The sequence below is a fragment of the Paraburkholderia sp. genome (assembly GCF_049581445.1).
In the GTDB taxonomy this organism is placed as follows: Bacteria; Pseudomonadota; Gammaproteobacteria; order Burkholderiales; family Burkholderiaceae; genus Paraburkholderia.
This window is the reverse complement of sequence record NZ_JBAURZ010000357.1, coordinates 1-20,307: the sequence shown is the minus strand read 5'-3', so window position 1 is coordinate 20,307 and position 20,307 is coordinate 1. Positions and strand designations below refer to the sequence as shown.

The 20,307-nt window shown below is 62.0% G+C and carries 19 protein-coding genes; 10 read left to right on the top strand and 9 right to left on the bottom strand.

Annotation, left to right across the window (positions count from 1 at the left end; genetic code table 11):
* The 4 genes from glcE to proC form a co-directional block, all read left to right on the top strand.
* Positions 1–742 (top strand): glycolate oxidase subunit GlcE (gene glcE, locus WCA85_RS30440; RefSeq protein ID WP_424068611.1); only part of this gene is annotated, 742 nt, incomplete at its 5' end.
* Between the two features lie 8 nt (positions 743–750).
* A complete protein-coding gene (gene glcF, locus WCA85_RS30435; protein WP_424068609.1) occupies positions 751–1,977 on the top strand; it encodes a glycolate oxidase subunit GlcF in 1,227 nt (408 codons plus the stop codon).
* 84 nt (positions 1,978–2,061) lie between these two features.
* Positions 2,062–2,763, top strand: a complete 702-nt coding sequence (locus WCA85_RS30430) for a YggS family pyridoxal phosphate-dependent enzyme (RefSeq protein WP_424068607.1) — start codon at positions 2,062–2,064, stop codon at positions 2,761–2,763.
* 16 nt (positions 2,764–2,779) lie between these two features.
* Complete coding sequence (gene proC / locus WCA85_RS30425; RefSeq protein ID WP_424068605.1) at positions 2,780–3,595, top strand: pyrroline-5-carboxylate reductase; 816 nt, start codon at positions 2,780–2,782, stop codon at positions 3,593–3,595.
* 20 nt (positions 3,596–3,615) lie between these two features.
* Here the strand turns inward: proC and ubiA are convergent, their stop codons facing one another.
* The 5 genes from ubiA to recG all read right to left on the bottom strand — a co-directional run bounded on the left by ubiA (position 3,616) and on the right by recG (position 9,337).
* Positions 3,616–4,479, bottom strand: a complete 864-nt coding sequence (ubiA, locus tag WCA85_RS30420) for a 4-hydroxybenzoate octaprenyltransferase (protein WP_424068603.1) — start codon at positions 4,477–4,479, stop codon at positions 3,616–3,618.
* Between the two features lie 224 nt (positions 4,480–4,703).
* On the bottom strand, positions 4,704–5,192 hold the full coding sequence (locus WCA85_RS30415; protein ID WP_424068602.1) for a Dps family protein: 489 nt from the start codon (positions 5,190–5,192) through the stop codon (positions 4,704–4,706).
* A gap of 166 nt (positions 5,193–5,358) precedes the next feature.
* Positions 5,359–5,520: a hypothetical protein gene (locus WCA85_RS30410; protein WP_424068600.1), complete on the bottom strand. Its 162-nt coding sequence runs from the start codon at positions 5,518–5,520 to the stop codon at positions 5,359–5,361.
* Between the two features lie 465 nt (positions 5,521–5,985).
* Positions 5,986–6,945, bottom strand: coding sequence for a LysR substrate-binding domain-containing protein (locus tag WCA85_RS30405; RefSeq protein WP_424068598.1), 960 nt, complete (start codon positions 6,943–6,945; stop codon positions 5,986–5,988).
* Positions 6,946–7,072: 127 nt separating this feature from the next.
* Entirely contained in the window at positions 7,073–9,337 is a 2,265-nt protein-coding gene (gene recG, locus WCA85_RS30400) for an ATP-dependent DNA helicase RecG (protein ID WP_424068596.1), read from the bottom strand.
* Between the two features lie 246 nt (positions 9,338–9,583).
* On the opposite strand from recG, the gene queA reads away from it, so the two are divergent.
* The 5 genes from queA (at position 9,584) to secF (ending at position 15,779) form a co-directional block, all read left to right on the top strand.
* Positions 9,584–10,633, top strand: coding sequence for a tRNA preQ1(34) S-adenosylmethionine ribosyltransferase-isomerase QueA (gene queA, locus WCA85_RS30395; RefSeq protein ID WP_424068594.1), 1,050 nt, complete (start codon positions 9,584–9,586; stop codon positions 10,631–10,633).
* A 229-nt stretch (positions 10,634–10,862) separates the two neighbouring features.
* Positions 10,863–12,098 (top strand): tRNA guanosine(34) transglycosylase Tgt, encoded by a 1,236-nt coding sequence (tgt, locus tag WCA85_RS30390; RefSeq protein ID WP_424068592.1) that lies wholly within the window; start codon positions 10,863–10,865, stop codon positions 12,096–12,098.
* Positions 12,099–12,364: 266 nt separating this feature from the next.
* Complete coding sequence (yajC, locus tag WCA85_RS30385) at positions 12,365–12,631, top strand: preprotein translocase subunit YajC (protein WP_424068615.1); 267 nt, start codon at positions 12,365–12,367, stop codon at positions 12,629–12,631.
* A 136-nt stretch (positions 12,632–12,767) separates the two neighbouring features.
* Positions 12,768–14,810, top strand: coding sequence for a protein translocase subunit SecD (gene secD / locus WCA85_RS30380; RefSeq protein ID WP_424068590.1), 2,043 nt, complete (start codon positions 12,768–12,770; stop codon positions 14,808–14,810).
* Between the two features lie 18 nt (positions 14,811–14,828).
* The gene (secF, locus tag WCA85_RS30375) at positions 14,829–15,779 is read left to right on the top strand and encodes a protein translocase subunit SecF (protein WP_424068588.1); all 951 of its coding nucleotides are present in this window, start codon (positions 14,829–14,831) and stop codon (positions 15,777–15,779) included.
* A 159-nt stretch (positions 15,780–15,938) separates the two neighbouring features.
* On the opposite strand, the gene WCA85_RS30370 is transcribed toward secF, so the two are convergent.
* The 4 genes from WCA85_RS30370 to WCA85_RS30355 all read right to left on the bottom strand — a co-directional run bounded on the left by WCA85_RS30370 (position 15,939) and on the right by WCA85_RS30355 (position 19,243).
* Positions 15,939–17,216, bottom strand: coding sequence for an MFS transporter (locus tag WCA85_RS30370; RefSeq protein ID WP_424068586.1), 1,278 nt, complete (start codon positions 17,214–17,216; stop codon positions 15,939–15,941).
* A gap of 177 nt (positions 17,217–17,393) precedes the next feature.
* On the bottom strand, positions 17,394–17,966 hold the full coding sequence (locus WCA85_RS30365) for a YceI family protein (protein WP_424068613.1): 573 nt from the start codon (positions 17,964–17,966) through the stop codon (positions 17,394–17,396).
* Between the two features lie 144 nt (positions 17,967–18,110).
* Positions 18,111–18,674, bottom strand: coding sequence for a YceI family protein (locus tag WCA85_RS30360; RefSeq protein WP_424068584.1), 564 nt, complete (start codon positions 18,672–18,674; stop codon positions 18,111–18,113).
* 8 nt (positions 18,675–18,682) lie between these two features.
* Positions 18,683–19,243 carry a cytochrome b gene (locus WCA85_RS30355; RefSeq protein ID WP_424068582.1) on the bottom strand — a complete coding sequence of 187 codons (561 nt, stop codon included), beginning with the start codon at positions 19,241–19,243 and terminating at the stop codon, positions 18,683–18,685.
* A 421-nt stretch (positions 19,244–19,664) separates the two neighbouring features.
* Between WCA85_RS30355 and WCA85_RS30350 the strand changes: the two genes are divergently transcribed.
* Positions 19,665–20,307 (top strand): paraquat-inducible protein A (locus WCA85_RS30350; protein ID WP_424068580.1); only part of this gene is annotated, 643 nt, incomplete at its 3' end.

Genomic DNA, 20,307 nt, shown 5'->3' with positions numbered 1-20,307 from the left:
GCGCGATTTCGTGCTCGGCGCGGTCATCATGAACGGCCACGGCCAGGTGCTGCACTTCGGCGGGCAGGTGGTGAAGAACGTGGCAGGCTACGATGTCTCGCGACTGATGGCTGGTTCGCTCGGCACGCTTGGGTTGATCCTTGAACTGTCCGTCAAGGTGTTACCGTCCCCGAAGTCCGAAACCACGCTCAAATTCGACATGAACGGCACCGACGCGGTCCGAAAACTCAACGAGTGGGGCGGCCGCCCATTGCCGATAACCGCCAGCGCATGGCGGCACGGCACCCTGGCCGTGCGCCTCGCGGGCGCCGAAGCGGCCGTCAAGTCGGCACGCTCGTCACTCGGCGGCGAAGTGGTCGATGCTGTGGAAGCGGAACGCTTCTGGGCCGGCTTGCGCGAGCAGACTGATCCGTTCTTCGCCGGCATCGGACCGAGGACGGCGCTGTGGCGTCTTGCGCTGCCTTCCATCACTGAACCGCTGCAACTACCCGGCGCGCAGTTGATGGAATGGGGCGGCGGCCAGCGTTGGTGGATCACCGATACCGACGCGCAAACCGTGCGTATCAGCGCGAAACAGGCCGGTGGCCACGCCACCATGTTCCGCACCGGAGCTGGCTATGACCGCAGCGCCGGCGTATTCACTCCACTGCCCGCCCCGCTAATGAAAATCCATCGTGGTCTGAAGGCCGCGTTCGACCCAGCCCGCATCTTCAATCGCGGCCGGCTGTATCCCGATTTCTGAGCGACGCGATGCAAACCAACCTCGCGGACTTCATTCGCAACACCGCTGACGGCGTCGAAGCCGACGCCATTCTGCGCAAATGTGTGCATTGCGGCTTCTGCACCGCCACTTGCCCCACCTACCAGCTACTCGGCGACGAACTCGACGGGCCGCGCGGGCGTATCTACCTGATCAAGCAGATGGTCGAAGGCGCCGAGGTGACGCGCAGCACACAGACTCATCTGGACCGCTGCCTGACTTGCCGCAACTGCGAGACGACGTGTCCGTCGGGCGTGCAATACGGACGGCTGGTGGAAATCGGCCGCAAGATCACTGAAGAAAAGGTGACTCGCCCATTCGGCCAAAGACTGCTGCGTCGCGCACTGGCGAGCTTCGTACCGAACACCGCACTCTTCACGCCGGTCATGCGTCTCGGCCAGCACGTGCGTCCCCTGTTGCCGCGCAAATTGCGCGACAAGGTGCCGGCACGTCAGCGCCCGCTCGAATGGCCGACTGCCAAACATGCGCGCAAGATGTTGATGCTAGCGGGCTGCGTGCAACCGTCGATGATGCCGAACGTCAACATTGCCACTGCGCGCGTGCTCGACGCCCTCGGCGTCGAGACCATCGTGGCGCCCGAGGCGGGTTGCTGCGGCGCGATCCGTCTGCATCTGGGCTACAACGACGAAGCCCTCGATGACATCCGCGCCAATATCGACGCCTGGTGGCCGCACGTCGAACAAGGCGCGGAAGCAATCGTGATGAACGCCTCCGGCTGTGGCGCGACGGTAAAGGAATACGCGCACCTGCTGCGCAACGACCCGGCCTACGCCGACAAGGCGCAGCGCATCGTCGAGCTCACGCGCGATATCTCCGAGATCTTGCCGGAATTCGAAGAGGCGCTGGTCGCCGTGACGCGCCGCCGCGCCGTGCACACGGTGGCGTTTCATCCGCCCTGCACGTTGCAGCACGGCCAGCAACTGCGCGGCAAGGTCGAGCACGTCTTGGCCGCGCTTGGGATCGACGTGCGTCTGCCGGCGGACAGTCACCTGTGTTGCGGATCGGCCGGCACGTATTCACTGACGCAGCCCACCTTGTCCTACGCGCTGCGCGACCAGAAGATCAAGCAACTGCAGGCCCAGGAACCGCAGGTCATCGTATCGGCCAACGTCGGTTGCATCGCCCATTTGCAAAGCGGGACGTCGACGCCGGTCGCCCATTGGATCGAACTCGTGGAGCATATGTTGTCGAGTTAGGCGGGCTTGAGCGAAGGCAACGCTGCGCGGCAGGGTCCGTATAATCGGATATCTCGCCTTTGTGCAGCTTCATCGCTACGGTTCATGCCCGATCTCATTCACAACCACCTCGACGCCGTGCTCCAACGCATCGGCCGCGCCGCTGAGGCGGCCGGTCGCGATCCGCGCTCCGTCACCCTGCTCGCGGTTTCGAAGACATTTCCCGCCGAAGACGTGCGCGCAGCCCATGCGGCCGGACAGCGTGCGTTCGGCGAAAACTACGTGCAAGAAGCGCTGACGAAACTCACCGCGCTGGCCGACCTGCGCGCGTCGCTCGAATGGCATTTCATCGGACCGCTGCAATCGAACAAGACCCGCCCCGTCGCCGAAGCGTTTGACTGGGTCCATTCGGTTGATCGTCTGAAAATCGCGCAACGGCTCTCGGAACAGCGTCCGGAGAATCTGCCGCCGCTCAATGTTTGCCTGCAGGTGAACGTGAGTGGTGAAGCCTCCAAGGCCGGCGTGACACCCGCAGAAGCGGCTGAAACTGCCCGCGCGATCGCCGCACTGCCGCGCTTGCGCCTGCGCGGGCTGATGTCGATTCCCGAACCGGGCGACAGCATCGAACTGCAACGAGCGCCGCATCGGCAGTTACGGGAACTCTTTGAGCAACTGCGCGCCGGTGGACTCGAACTGGACACCTTGTCGATGGGCATGTCGAGCGATCTCGAAGCGGCCGTGCTCGAAGGCGCAACGATGGTGCGCGTCGGCACAGCGATCTTCGGCGCCCGCGACTACTCTCACTAAACCTTCCCGAAACATCATGAAAATTGCCTTCATCGGCGGTGGCAACATGGCCGCCGCAATCATCGGCGGCCTCGTCAAAGACGCTGTCGCCCCGGCTGACCTCTATGCGATCGATCCCAACAGCGACGCCCGTCAACGCAACGAGCAGGAGTTCGGCATCCGCACCGGCGCAACGGCAGACGCCGCGCTGGCGCCGTTCGATGCCATCGTGCTGGCCGTGAAGCCGCAGATTCTCAAGGACGTCGCACAAGCTTTGGCGCCATACCTCGGCGCGAAGCAGGTGGTGATCAGCATCGTGGCCGGCATCCGGACCGCGGATCTGTCGCGCTGGCTCAATGGTCATCAACGCATCGTGCGGGTAATGCCGAATACGCCCGCGTTGATCGGTATGGGTGTGGCGGGCCTCGCCGCGACGGGCAGCGTCGACGCGGCGGACCGCGAGCTTGCCAGCCAGGTGTTGGGGGCGGTCGGACAAACCATCTGGTTCGACGACGAAGCGAAGATCGACGCGGTCACTGCGATTTCCGGCAGCGGCCCGGCCTATGTGTTCTATTTCATCGAAGCACTGCAGGAAGCCGCGCGCCAGCTCGGCATGGACGAAGCGCAGGGCCGCGCGCTGGCCGTAGCGACCTTCACCGGCGCGGCGCAACTGGCGGCGCAATCCGATGAGCCGCCGGGTGTATTGCGTGAACGCGTGACGTCGAAGGGCGGCACGACGGCTGCGGCGCTGGCCTCGTTCGCCGCAAGCGGGATTAAGGATGCGATCGTGCGTGGCGTGCTATCGGCGGATGCGCGCGCGAAGGAAATGGGCGACGAGTTCGGCAAGCAGTAATCCGTAACCCGGCAGCGCCCTCAGAACAACGCGGCAGCGTAATGTGCGGCGATGCCCGCAAACAGCGCGCCGCCAAGCCAGTTGTTGTGCCGGAAGGCCGCGAAACATGCCATACGTTCGCGGTTGCGGATCAGCGTGTAGTGGTAGACGGCGCAACCTGCCGCGATTACCCAGCCCAGCCAGTACAGCACGCCAAACCCCAGCGTCAGGCCAATGCGGATGTAGATGCCGAGCGTCAACGCATAGCACAGCATGATCGCAAACACATCGTAGCGGCCAAAGGTCAGCGCCGACGTGCGAATGCCGATCCTGATGTCGTCGTCACGATCGACCATTGCATACTCGGTGTCGTACGCGACGGACCAGAATACGTTGGCGAGCAACATCAGCCACGCGAGCATCGGCACGTGACCCTGCACCGCGGCGAACGCCATGGGAATCCCGAAGCCGAAGGCGATGCCAAGATAGGCTTGTGGAATCGCGAAAAAGCGCTTCGTGAACGGGTACGAACCGGCCACAAACAGCGCCACGACCGACAGTTCCTTGGTCAGCGCGTTGAGCGGCAAAATCAAAAGAAACGCTAGCAGCGATAGCCCCGCGGCCAATGCGACCGCTTCCCACGCCTTGATCTTGCCCGAAGTGATCGGACGATTTTCGGTGCGCTTCACATAACGATCGAAGTCGCGGTCGGCATAGTCGTTGATCGCGCAACCGGCCGAGCGCATCAGAACCGTGCCCACCGTGAAGATCACCAGTAACGACAGCGACGGACGCCCCTCCGTTGCAATCCATAACGCGTTGAGGGTCGGCCACAGCAGCAGCAGGCTGCCGATCGGCTTGTCCATCCGGACGAGGCGCAAATAGAGGGGGAAACGGGCGAACATGGGCGGCGTCATCAAGAGCAGTGCGGTTATTTTAAGGTATGCGTGCGCAACCCATGGTGAATGTCGCCCTCTTCGCAAGAAGGCCCGCGCGAAACGGCTTCGGGCATCGGAAAACGCGAGGCGGACACCCTCAAATAGTCAAATAGACAAAAAGACAAAGGCCCCGTTTCCGTGGCCTTTGTCACTCACCAGCAATGCGGACGCTTCGTGCGTCCAAGCCCGCCTTAAGCCAGCATCGAACGCAGCATCCACGCGGTCTTTTCGTGCGTCTGCATGCGTTGCGTAAGCAGATCCGCGGTCGGTTCGTCGTTGGCGGCTTCCGTGGACGGGAAGATCGCGCGTGCAGTTCGCACGACGGCTTCCTGCCCTTCCACCAACTGGCGGATCATTTCTTCCGCTGCGGGTACGCCGTCCGCTTCCGGGATCGACGACAGCTTTGCAAAATCCTTATAGCTGCCCGGTGCATGCACGCCCAGCGCGCGGATCCGTTCAGCGATCGAATCCACTGCCAACGCCAGTTCCGTGTATTGCGTCTCGAACATCAGATGCAGCGTATTGAACATCGGACCCGTAACGTTCCAGTGGAAGTTGTGAGTCTTTAAATACAGCGTGTACGTGTCGGCGAGCAGGCGCGAGAGTCCCTCGGCAATCTTCTTGCGATCCTTGTCGGTGATACCAATGTTGACGTGTTGTACGGCTTCTTTCTTGGCCATGATGACTCCGTTGAAGAGTGATGCGAACCGGTGGATAGAGCGCGCCACGTTCATAGGCAAGCCATGAACGCGCAAACGTGCCCTAGTTTATCGTAGAAGTATGTGTGCTTTGAGCCACGCGGGCTCACGACACACCGGCACTTGGTATGGCCTTTACGCTTTAGCGCTAGCCGCCGAACGCGTGCTGCAGGCCATGCGCGAGCAACACCGCATAGCCGCTGCTGACAATCGCGAGTCCCAACACCTTGCGCGCAAGCGCGCCGCTGCGCAGCTGATTGCTGTCACCCGCCAACGTGGCGCCGGCCATACTCATCACCATTTGAACCATGATTGCTCTCCTACGGTTACTTCGCGCCTTAGTTGAGCGCGGCCATCGCAGCACCCTCTTCGCAGCTACGCCGGGGGTACACGGCGGTAACGCTGGATCCGGCACGCAACGATCTTCTACGGCACGCCGTTAATGTGACGCACGACTCGAACGGCGTCTTATGCACTCAACGCGCGATCAACTAGCAGGGAAAACGCAACGGTACGCATACCGGCCATCGAAATGGCGAAGCGAGCTGTCAAGGAAACGTCTTGAGTGGAAACCTGCTGGGAAAACTGCGGTTGAGGCTGCGTCATGATTTCCTCCGTGTCTTTGGGATCGGGCGACCCATGGAGGAAACTATATCAATACTATTGATATTTTTCTTTTAATTAATTTTATCTATTCGATAGGAGCTGCCCGCATCAGGCCGGGCAATACGTGAACCGACGCGCCTCGCGCGCCGTTCAAATCCTGGCAAGTCGCTCAGTTCACGGCGACCGGCAGATCCAGCTTGAGTACGCCGGGCAGATCGCAGGCGTTGATGGCGTCGCAGATTGCATCAATGGCTGGCATGCGGGTGAAGCTCTTACGCCAGGCCAACACCACGCGGCGATCCGGCACCGGATCGTCAAATGCAACGTAGCTCAGCAAGCCCGAATCAACGCCACCGGCCTGCGGCTTCACTTCCTGCACCGACATGCGCGGCAGCACCGTGATGCCCACGCCGCTCGCCACCATATGACGAATGGTTTCCAGCGACGAACCTTCAAAGGTCTTCTGGATGCCGTCCGCGTTCTGCGAGAAGCGCATCAATTCGGGACACACGCCGAGCACGTGATCGCGGAAGCAATGGCCACTACCGAGCAGCAACATGGTTTCCTGCTTGAGATCGCTCGGATCGATCTTCGAACGGTTCTCCCACGCGTGACCGCTGGGCAGAGCGACGACAAACGGCTCGTCATAAAGCGGGCGCAACATCAGGCCGGTTTCCGGAAACGGCAGCGCCATGATCGCGACGTCGATCTCGCCTTGCTTCAACAGTTCGATCAGCTTGAGGGTGTAGTTTTCCTGGAGCATCAACGGCATCTGCGGGACGCGCTTGATCATCTGTTTGACGAGCGTAGGCAGCAGATACGGTCCGATCGTGTAAATCACGCCCAGACGCAGCGGCCCGACCAGCGGATCCTTGCCCTGCTTGGCAATTTCCTTGATGGCGAGCGTCTGTTCGAGCACGCGTTGCGCCTGCGTGACGATTTGCTCGCCAATCGGCGTGACGCTGACTTCGCTCGTGCCGCGCTCGAAAATCTGCACGTTCAGTTCGTCTTCGAGCTTCTTGATCGCCACCGACAGCGTCGGCTGGCTGACGAAACACGCCTCGGCCGCGCGGCCGAAATGCCGCTCGCGGGCAACCGCGACGATATATTTCAATTCAGTGAGCGTCATTGGGGACCAATCAGTGCGGTGAATTCGATAGGTTTCAGTTATACACCTATGGGGCCAATTCGCCAACCTCAGCGGGCACAGGGAATGCCCGCAAAGGTTACGGAACGTGTCACGCCCACTTCTTCGTTCATGCCTTGAGATATTGCTCGCGCGTGCCGAGCCAGCGCAGGAGATGCTGCGTGACGACTTCCGGGAATTCCTCTAACAGACGCCCCGCGGCCTCGCGCGCCGGCTCGATCAGCCAGCCGTCCTGTTCCAGATCGGCGAAGCGCAGCATTGCCGCGCCCGACTGGCGCGCGCCGAGAAACTCACCAGGACCGCGGATTTCGAGGTCGCGACGGGCGATTTCGAAGCCGTCGGTCGTTTCGCGCATGGTTTGCAGGCGGGCACGGGCAGTCATCGACAGCGGTCCAGTGTAAAGCAGCACGCACACGGATGCCGCGCTGCCCCGCCCTACCCGTCCGCGCAACTGATGCAATTGCGCGAGGCCAAAGCGCTCCGCATGCTCAATCACCATCAGCGACGCGTTTGGCACGTCCACGCCCACTTCGATCACCGTGGTGGCGACCAGCAACTGCACTTCATTGCGGGTAAATGCGTCCATGACCGCGGCTTTTTCCGCAGGCGCGAGGCGCCCGTGGACCAGACCGACCTTCACTTCAGGCAAGGCTGCAATCAGCGTTTCATAGGTTTCGACGGCCGTCTGCAATTGCAGCGTCTCACTTTCCTCGATCAGCGGACACACCCAGTACACCTGACGCCCCGTCAGCGCAGCCTCGCGTACTCGGCCAATCACTTCTTCGCGGCGAGCATCCGACACGAGTTTGGTGAGGATCGGCGTGCGTCCGGGCGGGAGTTCGTCGATGGTCGAGACGTCGAGGTCGGCGTAATAGGTCATCGCCAGCGTGCGCGGGATCGGCGTGGCGGACATCATCAACTGGTGCGGCTGGAAGTCGTGTGCACCGTCCGCCGCATTCTGCGCTTTGGCACGCAGGGCGAGCCGCTGCGCCACCCCGAAACGATGTTGTTCGTCGACGATCACGAGGCCAAGTCGCGCGAACTCAACCGCATCCTGGATGATGGCGTGCGTGCCGATCACGAGCTGCGCAGTGCCGAGCGCGGCCGCTTCGATCGCCGCGCGCTTGTCCTTGGTCTTCAGACTGCCGGCCAGCCACGCGACGCTCACGCCAAGCGGCTCCAGCCATCCACGCAGCTTGCGCGCGTGCTGTTCGGCGAGGATTTCCGTGGGCGCCATCAGCGCGGCCTGGTAGCCCGCGTCGATCGCCTGCGCGGCAGCGAGCGCAGCGACGACGGTCTTGCCGCTGCCCACATCGCCCTGTAGCAGGCGCTGCATCGGATGCGGCTGCGTCAAATCCAGAGCAATCTCGCCGCCGACCCGCTGCTGCGCAGCCGTCAGCGAAAACGGCAACGCTTGCAGTAACCGCGCAACCAGCGACGCGGGATCGTCAGCCGTGCGTCTTGGCATGACCGGCGCCGCACGCGTGCGACGTTCCTCGTGAGCGCGTTTGAGCGACAACTGCTGCGCGAGCAATTCCTCGAACTTGATGCGCACCCATGCCGGATGCGTCCCGTCCATTAATGCCGTTTCGTCCGAGTCCACGCCGGGGTGATGCAGCATGCGCACCGCCTGCATCAGCGGCGGCACGCCGAGCGGCTCCATATACGTTTGCGCGATAGGCTCCGGCAGCAGTTCGGGCAAGACCGTGCGCGACAGCGCGTTGTCGATCGCCTTGCGCAGATACGCCTGCGTCACCCCGGCCGTACTCGGATACACCGGCGTCAGTGCTTGCGGCAACGGCGTGTCGTCGTCCACCACGCGCACCGCTGGATGCACCATCTCCATGCCGAAGAAGCCGCCGCGTACGTCGCCACGCACGCGCAGGCGCGTGCCGATCGCCATCTGCTTGACCTGCGATCCGTAGAAATTCAGAAACCGCAGCACCAGTTCGTCACCAGCATCATCACGTAGCTTGACCAGCAACTGGCGGCGCGGACGATAAGCAATCTCGTTGTCGAACACGACCCCTTCGGTCTGCGCGATACCGCCGGGCAGCAAGTGGCCAATCGGCGTAAGAGAGGTTTCGTCCTCGTAGCGCATCGGCAGATGCAGCACGAGGTCAATGTCGCGCGTCAGGCCGAGTTTGGCCAGCTTGTCAGCGGTCTTGGTCAGTGCGGGCGCGGTCTTATCTGCTGTCTTCGGCGCTTTGGCGGCTTTGGATGCCTTAGCCGCTTTGCCTGGCGCACTCGCTGCGGCGTGGCTTTCCGGCCCGGTCCTAAGCAGTTCGCCACCCTTGCCACGGGCGGCGGAGCGCTTCGGTTCGGCGCTCACTTCGTCGGTAGCAGGGGGCAGGCGGCGTTCGGACAAGGGCATGGGTCGCTTCGCAAGTACAATATCGGCTTTCAAAGGTATCGCGGCCAGGCAGCGCAGGCTCGCAGCGTCAATGCGACGCGCACGGCACGTTGCCACGCGCGGCGCCTCCGTGGCGTGCCGCAGGCCATACAGTTGGCCGCTGCGGCGTTCCGCAATCATAGCCGGACGCCGCCAGGCTTCGGGGCAATTCACCCCGGCTCAGGTTCAATTCGGTCCCTTTTCACCACCCGCATCCAGTCCGTCCGCATGTTCACGCTTTCCGATTTCGATTTTGTCCTGCCGCCCGAGTTGATCGCGCAAACCGCCTTGCCCGAGCGCAGCGCGAGCCGTCTGCTCGAAGTAGACGGCCTCGCCACGCCCGCGCGCTTCGTCGATCGCGGCTTTGCGGAACTGCCCGAGTGCATCGCGCCGGGCGACCTGCTGGTGTTCAACGATACCAAAGTCCTGAAGGCGCGCTTCCTCGGCCAAAAGGCCAGCGGCGGCAAAATCGAGGTGCTGGTGGAGCGACTGACCGGTGAGCGAACCGCGCTGGCGCAGATTCGCGCCAGTAAAAGCCCTGCGCCGGGAACCACGCTGCGTCTGGCCGATGCGTTCGACGTCACAGTCGGCGAGCGGGCCGAGCCGTTCTACACGCTGCACTTCCCGCAGGACTGCCTGACGCTGATCGAGCAATACGGCCGCCTGCCACTGCCGCCCTACATCGAACACGACCCCGACGCGACGGACGAAACCCGCTACCAGACGGTGTTCGCGCAGAATCCGGGCGCAGTGGCCGCGCCCACCGCGGGACTGCACTTCGACGACGCGCTACTGGCCCGCATGGACGAACATGGTGTCGAGCGCGCGACGTTGACACTTCATGTGGGCGCCGGCACATTCCAGCCGGTGCGGGTGGAGAACCTCTCCGAGCACAAGATGCATAGCGAGTGGTATCAACTGCCGCAGACACTGGTAGACCGGATCGCCGCGACCAAGGCGCGTGGCAACCGTGTGATTGCGGTGGGCACCACCTCGATGCGCGCACTCGAAGCCGCCGCGCGCGACGCCGAAGCCGCCGGCCGGCCGCTCGCTGCGACTAGCGCGGAGACCGACATCTTCATCACACCGGGCTACCGGTTCCGCGTGGTGGACCGGCTGGTGACGAACTTCCACTTGCCCAAGTCGACACTGTTGATGCTGGTGTCGGCGTTTGCCGGCATCGACACGATCCGCGCAGCGTACCGGCACGCCATCGAAGAACGGTACCGCTTCTTCAGTTATGGCGACGCGATGCTGCTCACACGCAAGGACGCCTGATACAAGCGTCCGCGGCCGGATCGCCAGAGCACCGCGCGATAACGTTGCGTGGAGGCGGCGCTCGGAGTAGTCTGCCGCACCTTCCTGCGCTGAATGCACAGGACCGCAGCGGCTGCTTCAGATTTCGCCCCCAGTTTTGCCTTTAAGGTTTGTTTAACCCGCCGCCGTGGCATGCCCGGCGACATTGATTATTTGCGCCGGACTGTTCTCCGGTTGCAAAGGAGTCCCCATGACCGACGGTCATCAGCACGATACCAGTGCCGCAAGCGCGGCCTGCGCAACTTGCGCCAATCCCGTGGCGAACAACGGCGAACGCCCCGCGAACGGCCTTCAATTTGACCTGATCACGACAGACGGCCAGGCACGTCGCGGCCGCCTCACGCTGAATCACGGCGTGGTCGAGACGCCGATCTTCATGCCGGTCGGCACGTACGGCACGGTGAAGGCCGTGCAGCCGCGCGAACTGGAAGAAATGCACGCGCAGATCATTCTCGGCAACACGTTTCACCTGTGGCTGCGCCCCGGGCTCGAGACGATCGCCGCGCACGGCGGCTTGCACAGCTTCATGGGCTGGAAAAAACCCATCCTGACCGATTCGGGTGGCTTTCAGGTGTTTTCGCTAGGCGATCTGCGCAAGATCACGGAAGATGGCGTCACGTTCGCGTCGCCAATAAACGGCGACAAGCTCTTCCTGTCGCCCGAAGTGTCGATGCAGATCCAGAAGGTGCTGAACTCGGACATCGTCATGCAGTTCGACGAATGCACGCCCTACGCGACCAACAACATTCCGACGTCACACAAGGAAGCAGCCGATTCGATGCGCATGTCGATGCGCTGGGCGAAGCGCTCCATCAGCGAATTCAACGGTCTGGTTAATCCGAACGCGCTGTTTGGGATCGTCCAGGGCGGGATGTTCGAAGACCTGCGCGACGAGTCGCTTGCCGGTCTCGCCGAAATGGACTTCCATGGCCTCGCGATTGGCGGCCTGTCGGTCGGCGAGCCGAAAGAGGACATGATGCGGGTGCTGAATCACATTGGCCCCAAACTGCCGGCCGACAAGCCACACTACCTGATGGGCGTCGGCACGCCGGAAGACCTGGTGGCGGGCGTGGCCGCCGGTATCGACATGTTCGACTGCGTGATGCCGACCCGAAATGCGCGCAATGGCTGGCTGTTCACACGCTTTGGCGACGTGAAAATCCGCAACGCGATCCACAAGAACTCGCTGCGCCCGCTCGACGAAAGCTGTGGCTGCTACACCTGTCGCAATTTCACGCGCGGCTATCTGCACCATCTGCACCGTGTCGGCGAGATTCTTGGCGCGCAGCTCAACACAATCCACAATCTCCATTACTACCTCGAACTGATGAGCGAAATCCGCGCATCGATCGAAGCACATGAATTCGAGGTCTTCCGCAAACGCTTCCACGAAAACCGCGCGCGCGGCGTAGAGCAGGCGGCCTAGCAGCACGCGTCAAGCCTGGCGACGACCCCAGCCATGCGGCCGCTGGCGGTTTCTTCCGAAGAATCCGCCAGCGCAGCAACCTGACAATTACAATGCGCGTCCATGGCAAGCCGATATGGCCTTAACAGCTTGATCGGTAAGCCCATTTGCCTCGCCGCCGCAACGGGTGCCGGTGGTAGAATAACCGGCTGCTTTTTTTGATTGTTATAAACGGAGATACCAACGTGTCGTTCCTTTCCAATACAGGCGGTGCAGAATCGAGCCTGATGAGCTTTCTCCCGCTGATCCTGATGTTTGGCGTGCTGTACTTCATCATGATTCGCCCGCAAATGAAGCGCCAGAAAGACCATCGCAACATGCTCGCCGCCATGGCCAAAGGCGATGAAGTGGTGACGAACGGCGGTATCGTCGGCAAGGTGACCAAGGTTAGCGACGCGTATGTCGGCGTCGAAATCGCTGAAGGCACGGAAATCACCGTGCAAAAAGCGTCGGTCACGACGATTCTCCCGAAGGGCACGATCAAGTCGCTATAAGGCCTGCTCTCTCGCGTCCGGCGCGGCCTCGCGGAACTGAAGCCAGAATGTCCGAAATCTCATCAGACTCGCTTCACCTGCCGCGCTCATCGCCGGACGCATCGCTTCCAAGCCAACCTTCCCGTTGGACCACTCCATGAATCGTTACCCCCTCTGGAAATATGTCGTGATGGTCGTGGCGCTAGCCATCGGCCTCATCTACACATTGCCCAATTTCTTTGGCGAAGCGCCGGCAGTGCAGGTGTTGAGCGGCAAGGCAACGGTCAAGCTCGATTCGACAACACTGTCGCAAATCGAAGCCGCACTGGCTGCCGATAAGATCACACCGTCAGACGTGACGTACGACAACTCGTCGACGAACGCGAATATCCGCGTGCGTCTCACGGACACCGACACGCAATTGCGCGTGAAGGACCTGCTGTCGAAAACGCTGAATAGCGATCCGAACGATCCGAACTTCGTCGTCGCCCTGAACCTGCAAAGCGCGTCACCGCGCTGGCTCACTGCCCTGCATGCGTTGCCGATGTACCTCGGCCTCGACCTGCGCGGCGGGGTGCACTTCCTGCTGCAGGTCGACATGGCGGGCGCGCTGAACAAGAAGCTCGACTCCGACGCCTCGGACGCCCGCACGCTGCTGCGCGACAACAACATCCGTGACGGTGGCGTTAACCGCGTCAACCAGACGGTGGTGATCAATTTCGCGGACAAGGACACGGCAACGGCCGCGGCCACGCAACTCTCGCGCAGCGTCAGCGAACTCCAGTGGGCTACTGAGACGGCGCCTGACGGTGGCTTCCAACTGGTTGGCACCTTCACGCCAGCGGTACAGAGAATCGTTCAGGACGGCGCCCTCAAGCAGAACATCACAACGCTGCATAACCGGGTGAACGAACTGGGTGTGGCCGAACCGGTGATCCAGCAGCAAGGTAGCGACCGCATCGTGGTCGAACTGCCGGGCGTGCAGGATACGGCGAAGGCGAAGGACATCATCGGCCGGACGGCAACGCTCGAAGCGCGCCTCGCCGATCCGGTGAACCTCCATCCGAACCCGGGTGACCCGGTGCCCCCGGGTGACGAACTGTTCACCGAAGGCAACCAGACGCCGGTGCTGCTGCGCAAGCAGATTATTTTCACCGGTGATCGCATTATCGACGCCTCGGCAGGCTTTGACGAACATCAGCGCCCGTCCGTGAACATCCGTCTCGATTCGGCCGGTGGCCGTGCCGTGGCGAGCGTGTCGCGCGACAACATCGGCAAGCCGATGGCCATGGTGCTATTCGAAAAGGGCAAGGGCCAGGTGCTGACGGTCGCGACGATCCAGTCGGAACTGGGCGACCGCTTCCAGATCACGGGTCAGCCGAACCCGCAGGCCGCCGCCGACCTCGCGCTGCTGCTGCGAGCCGGTTCGCTGGCTGCACCGATGGACATCATCGAAGAACGCACGATTGGCCCGAGCCTGGGCGCCGATAACATCAAGAAGGGCTTCCACTCGGTCGTATGGGGCTTTGCCGCCATCGCCGTGTTCATGATCGCCTACTACATGCTGTTCGGTGTGATCTCGATGATCGGTCTGTCGGTCAACCTGCTGCTGCTGATCGCGATCCTGTCGATGCTGCAGGCCACGCTCACGCTGCCGGGTATCGCCGCTATCGCGCTCGCCCTCGGCATGGCCATTGACGCGAACGTGCTGATCAACGAGCGTGTGCGTGAAGAGTTGCGTCACGGGGCGCCGGCACAACTGGCCATCCAGAACGGTTACGCGCACGCATGGGCAACCATTCTCGACTCGAACGTCACCACGCTGATCGCCGGTCTCGCGCTGCTCGCATTCGGCTCCGGCCCGGTGCGCGGCTTTGCGGTCGTGCACTGTATCGGCATTCTGACTTCGATGTTCTCCGCGGTGTTCTTCTCGCGCGGCCTGGTCAACCTTTGGTACGGCGGCAAGAAGAAGCTGAAGTCGCTGGCGATTGGCCAGGTGTGGAGGCCGGAGGCCGCCAACGGCGCAGCCGCCGCTTATCTGGGTAGCGAAGACGCCGACACGGACACCGCACGAGCCATCAGCAACGTTAAGGGCAAGCCGAAGGCTGCGGCCGCTGCGCAGGCCCGCGCCGGCAAGCCGACGGTACGCCGTCGCAACAGTCCCAGCAACACGCCGCAGAAACCGGGTTCATCCCGCTGAGTCCCGGAGAAGAAAACCATGGAATTTTTCCGCATTCGCAAAGATTTGCCGCTCATGCAGCGCGCGTTGGTGTTCAACGCGATCTCGCTGCTGACGTTTATCGCTGCTGTGTTTTTCCTGCTGCATCGCGGGCTGCATCTGTCGGTGGAGTTCACCGGCGGCACGGTCATCGAAGTGCAGTATCCGAACGCGGTGCCGCTCGAACCGGTGCGCGCCACGCTCGGCAAGCTCGGCTACCCCGACGCGCAAGTGCAGAACTTCGGTACGTCGCGTGACGTGCTGATCCGCCTGCCGGTCAAGGCGAACCTGACCTCGGCTCAACAGAGCGATCAGGTGATGGGCGCGCTGAAGGGTGAAGACGCTCAGGTGCAGTTGCAGCGCGTCGAGTTCGTCGGCCCGCAGGTCGGCAAGGAACTCGTCACCAACGGCCTGCTCGCGCTAGCCTGCGTGGTGGCCGGCATTGTGATCTACCTGTCGTTCCGCTTCGAATGGAAGTACGCTATCGCCGGCGTGATCGCCAACCTGCACGACGTGGTCATCATTCTCGGCTTCTTCGCGTTCTTTCAGTGGGAGTTCTCGCTGTCGGTGCTCGCAGCGGTGCTGGCGGTGCTCGGTTACTCGGTGAACGAATCCGTGGTTATCTTCGACCGGATTCGCGAAACCTTCCGCCGCGAACGCAAGATGACCGTGATCGAAGTCATCAACCACGCTATCACGAGCACGATGTCGCGGACCATCATCACCCACGGTTGTACGCAGATGATGGTGCTGTCGATGTTCCTGTTCGGCGGCCCGACGCTGCACTACTTCGCGTTGGCGCTGACGGTCGGTATTCTGTTCGGTATCTACTCGTCGGTGTTCGTCGCGGCGGCGCTGGCCATGTGGTTCGGCGTGAAGCGCGAAGACCTGGTGAAGGACTCGAAGGAACGCCACGATCCGAACGACCCGAACGCGGGTGCGCAGGTTTAAGGTCTCAAGCGCTACAGTCTCCGGTCTTCCGGTCTGACGCAGCCACAAACACAAAGGCCGGTTCAGTCGAACCGGCCTTTGTCGTTTACCGCCACCTGGAGCCTGCCTCTTGTCAGCCAGCCTCTTGTCAGGCTTGTCAGCCTGCCTCTTCTCACCTTGTCAGCTAAACCCCAGCTTGCGCCGCGCCGCGAACAGCGCCGCGAGGCTCACCGCTGCGGCAAACATCATGTAGAAACTCGGCGCCAATTTCGAGCCGGTCGCGCTGATCAGCCACGTGATAATGAACGGGCCAAAGCCGCCAAAGAGCGTCACCGCGATGTTGTACGAGAGGGACATGCCGGTCGTACGCGTCTGCACCGGAAATATCTCCGAGAGCAAGCCGGGCAACGCGCCGAAATAGCCGGTCATCAAAAAGCCAAGTACCACTTGCACGGCAATCAACGTACCGACGTTCGGATGAGCGACGAGGAAAGCAAACGCGGGATAGATCAGCACCAGCAGCAACGCGGCCGAAACGAGCATGATGCGCGTGCGCCCAAGCTGGTCCGACAGATGGCCGACCAGCGGCGAAAACAGCAACTGGATCGCCCCGGTCAGGGCAATCGCAGCAAACGTCACCGAAGGCGCGAGCCCAAGTTGCTTGACGCCGTAGGTTGGCATGAACAGCACAAGATACGTTGAAACGGTACCCAGCACCACCGCGCCGATGGCGATCAGCAGGCGCGTCTTCTGACTTGCGAAGGTATCGCGCAGCGGCGTGGCAGTGGTCTTGGCGGCAAGGAACTCGGGCGTCTCGTCGAGCCGGGTACGGATGTACCAGGCCGCCGGACCGATCAGCAGGCCAAACACGAATGGCACGCGCCAGCCCCATGCAGCCAGTTGTCCCGCCGTCAGCTCGCTAGTCAGCAGGACGCCAAAGCTCGCGGCCAGCAACGTCGTCAGGCCCTGGCTGGCGATCTGCCAGCTGGCGAAGAAGCCGCGCCGTCCGGGTACATGCTCGGCGAGAAACGCCGTGGCACTGCCGAACTCACCGCCTGCGGAAAAGCCTTGCATCAAACGCGCTGCGACGAGGATCAAGGGCGCCGCAAGCCCGATGGTCCGATAAGTAGGCAGAATTGCGATGACCAGCGTGCCGGCCATCATCAGCACGATCGACAGGGTGAGCGCCGCCTTGCGCCCGGCCCTGTCAGCGTATGCGCCCAACACGATCGCGCCGAGCGGTCGCATGAAGAACGACACCCCGAACGTGCCGAGCGTCAGCAGCAAGGACACCGTATCGTCGCCGGCGGGGAAAAACAGCTTCGCGATCAGGACCGCGAAGAAGCCGTAGACCACCAGGTCGAACCATTCCAGCGCGTTGCCAATCGACGCGGCCACCACGATGCGCCATGTTCCGGCGGGGCTCGCCACCAGTCCTGCAGACGTCGTTGCATTCATGCAGATCTCCGTTGCGCGAAATAGTGTGGACGACTGTTTCCGTCTTTTCTGAAGAACGTGGCCCCGCGTGCGAGAGCCATAAAAAAGCCGCTTCGTCGCGAGGCGATCGAAGCGGCTTTACTCAAGCGCCAAAGCGTCCGGCGGCGGGCATGTGCGGCTCGCGTCCGGGCTGCCGAATCACGGCGACTGCTTGATCCCTTCAGCCTGGATATGCAGCTTGGTATCCATGTTGAAGCCATATTTGGTGCCGAAGTCCATGCCGTAGTCCGCGCGGTCGAAATGGGCGCTTGCTTCCACGCCGCATACCTCGCGCTTGAGTACCGGATGCTGCATGCACTTGAACGATTCGATCGTCAGATTCAGCGGCTTGGTCACGCCATGCATCGTCAGAGTGCCGACTACTTCAACCGGCTTGTCGCCGTCAAACTTGATGTCGGTGCCCTTGTAGGTGACCGTCGGATATTTCGTGACGTCGAAGAAGGCGTCGGACTCCAGATGCTCGTCGAGCTTGGTGTTGCCGGTCTCGACCGAAGCGGGGTCGACCGTCACGTCGATCGTGCCGGTCTTCGCTGCGCGGTCGAGCGTCACTGTGCCCGTACTTTTGGTGAACTTGCCGCGCCACACCGACAGGCCACCGAAGTGATCCGCCTCGAAGCTCGGATACGTGTGGGTCGGGTCGAGCTGATAGGTATCGGCCGCAAAAGCGCCCCAGGAAACGGAGGTAGCCAGAGCGCCAGCGGCGATCAGCAGGGATGTCTTCAAGTCATGCTCCTTACATAAACACGCTGTGCTTGTCACGCGACGCAGTCGCCCGACCACCTGACATAGGCTGCGCAACCCGCGCACGCCCAGGCGGGATTAGGGCTTATCACTGGTTTACGGCATTGCGCCGCCTTACTTCAGCGCCGCAACGATATGAAACTTGATCGTGACGTCGTCGGCCACCACCGAAGTGTCCTTCCACTCCCCCGTACCGATATCGAACTGCGTGCGTTTGATCGGCAGGTCACCATCAAAAACCTGCATCGCGCCTTGCTGCGTCATCGTTACCGGCACAACGACGGTCTGCGATTTGCCCTTGATGGTCAGTTTGCCGGTCACCTTGAACTGGTTGTTGCCCGCCGGCGCAATCGCGCTCGAAACGAACGTGGCCTGCGGGAACGTCTTCGCATCGAACCAGTCTTTGCCGCGCACCTGATCGTTGTAGCTCTCGTCGCCCAGATCATAACTGCCCACGTCGACGGCGAACTGCGCGCTGCCCTCGGCGGCCTTCGCCGGGTCGAATTTCACCTGCGCGCTGAACTTGTTGAACTTGCCTTCCACCGGCACGTTCATCTGTTTCGAAGTTGCCGTAATGGTGCTTTTGGCGAGGTCCACCTGGGCGAACGCGCTGCCAGCGGCAGTGAGGGACGCCGCCGCAAACGCCGCCAGCATATAGCGGTAGAACGAAACCTTCATGTTTTTCCTTATTTGATGAAAGGGATCATGCGCGACAGCAGCCCGTCGCGGTCCATCCATTGATGCTTGAGGGCCGCCGCGACATGCAGCACGAACAGCACGAGCAGGGTGTAGTTGAGCGTGATGTGAATGTTCTTCAGCACGACCTTGAGCACCGGATCAGGCGCGATCAACCGTGGCAGCGGCACCAGCCCCAGATACACGACCGGCACATTGGCTGCGGAGCTATACAGATAGCCGGACACGGGGATCGCAACCATCAGCACGTAAAGCAGGACATGTACCAGTTGAGCCGCCACCCGTTGCCACGCCGCCATCCGGCGCGGCAAGGGCGGCGCGCCGTGAGTCGCACGCCACAGGATGCGCAGCACCACCAGTCCAAACACGGTCACGCCGATCCACTTATGCCAGGAAAAGTAGCGTAGCTTGGTCGGCGTGAAGCCTGGGATATCGGTCATGGCCCAACCCAGCGCGAAACCGCAGATGATCAGCAGCGCGATCAGCCAATGCAGCGCGATGGCCGTTCCCGTGTATGAATCCCGAGCGCCGAAGGAAGGTTTGGATGCCATAAAAGGTCAACGCAAGCTGAGAGATTAACGGTGTGCAGGGGCTGATTATTCCCCCGGCGGTGATAACTACATCCGGTCCGGTGTGTGCCGGCCGGCCACCCGTAACGCACGCCAAGGCCGCCATGCTACCGCAAGCCGAAAAAGCCAGCAGGCGATTCCGCAGCACGTGCCCAGCGTTCAAACGCAGCATCGATAGAACATTGAACAATTAGGGCCGGAAAATGTCCGACGCCTGTAGAATCGCCGCCCAGCAACTGCCGGGGCACGCCTCGCGCGCAGACCAGGCCGCTGCGCGTTACCTTGCGGCCGTAACGCCCAAGGTGGGGCGCGTTTGGTACTATTGCTCCAGGCTTTCGCCCCGTGCTTGTCGTGCAAGCCTGCGTTGCACGTTCCCGCTCACGTCATTTTGCCCTTCTGCCGTATGGACCATGACAACCTGATCGCGTGCCACGAGTGCGATACGCTGTTCACCAAGCCAAAACTGATCGGCAGCCGTCTGGTCGCGCGTTGTCCGCGCTGCGGCGCCACGCTCTATCGCGGCATGATGCGCCGGCTGGACATCATCAGCTCAATGACTCTCGCGGCACTGTTCACTTTCCTGATCGCCCAAGGTTATCCAATCATCGAACTGGATGCGAATGGCATCACTTCGCAGACCACCTTGTTTGGCGCACTCGTCGCGCTATGGAACGAGGATATGCAGATTGTCGCGGTCATGGTGTTCTGCGCGACCACGCTGTTTCCGCTCACCGAGCTCGTCGCCCTGCTCTATGTGCTCATTCCGATCCGCTCCGGCTACGTGCCCAAGGGCTTTAACCAGGTGCTGCGCGCCATCCAGTTCGTGCGTCCGTGGGGTATGGTCGAAGTGTTCATGCTCGGCGTGCTGATCACCATCGTGAAGATGGTGAGTCTCGCGCGGGTCATCCCGGAAGCCGCGCTGTTCGCATTCGGCGCGCTCACGCTGATGTCCATGGTGGTAGTCATGTTCGACCCGCGCACCCTGTGGGACCTCGCCGACGAGTTGAATGCCCGGCGCGCGCGTCCCATCCCGCGCACCTCGGCCG

Excerpts from the sequence above, each read along its gene's own strand:
- tgt (WP_424068592.1), top strand. The coding sequence starts at position 10,863 with ATGACCGACGGTCATCAGCACGATACCAGTGCCGCAAGCGCGGCCTGC.
- WCA85_RS30415 (WP_424068602.1), bottom strand. The coding sequence starts at position 5,192 with ATGGCCAAGAAAGAAGCCGTACAACACGTCAACATTGGTATCACCGAC.
- WCA85_RS30370 (WP_424068586.1), bottom strand. The coding sequence starts at position 17,216 with ATGAATGCAACGACGTCTGCAGGACTGGTGGCGAGCCCCGCCGGAACA.
- ubiA (WP_424068603.1), bottom strand. The coding sequence starts at position 4,479 with ATGTTCGCCCGTTTCCCCCTCTATTTGCGCCTCGTCCGGATGGACAAG.
- recG (WP_424068596.1), bottom strand. The coding sequence starts at position 9,337 with ATGCCCTTGTCCGAACGCCGCCTGCCCCCTGCTACCGACGAAGTGAGC.
- WCA85_RS30410 (WP_424068600.1), bottom strand. The coding sequence starts at position 5,520 with ATGGTTCAAATGGTGATGAGTATGGCCGGCGCCACGTTGGCGGGTGAC.
- WCA85_RS30430 (WP_424068607.1), top strand. The coding sequence starts at position 2,062 with ATGCCCGATCTCATTCACAACCACCTCGACGCCGTGCTCCAACGCATC.
- WCA85_RS30360 (WP_424068584.1), bottom strand. The coding sequence starts at position 18,674 with ATGAAGGTTTCGTTCTACCGCTATATGCTGGCGGCGTTTGCGGCGGCG.
- proC (WP_424068605.1), top strand. The coding sequence starts at position 2,780 with ATGAAAATTGCCTTCATCGGCGGTGGCAACATGGCCGCCGCAATCATC.
- queA (WP_424068594.1), top strand. The coding sequence starts at position 9,584 with ATGTTCACGCTTTCCGATTTCGATTTTGTCCTGCCGCCCGAGTTGATC.
- WCA85_RS30355 (WP_424068582.1), bottom strand. The coding sequence starts at position 19,243 with ATGGCATCCAAACCTTCCTTCGGCGCTCGGGATTCATACACGGGAACG.
- yajC (WP_424068615.1), top strand. The coding sequence starts at position 12,365 with ATGAGCTTTCTCCCGCTGATCCTGATGTTTGGCGTGCTGTACTTCATC.
- glcF (WP_424068609.1), top strand. The coding sequence starts at position 751 with ATGCAAACCAACCTCGCGGACTTCATTCGCAACACCGCTGACGGCGTC.
- secD (WP_424068590.1), top strand. The coding sequence starts at position 12,768 with ATGAATCGTTACCCCCTCTGGAAATATGTCGTGATGGTCGTGGCGCTA.
- WCA85_RS30405 (WP_424068598.1), bottom strand. The coding sequence starts at position 6,945 with ATGACGCTCACTGAATTGAAATATATCGTCGCGGTTGCCCGCGAGCGG.
- secF (WP_424068588.1), top strand. The coding sequence starts at position 14,829 with ATGGAATTTTTCCGCATTCGCAAAGATTTGCCGCTCATGCAGCGCGCG.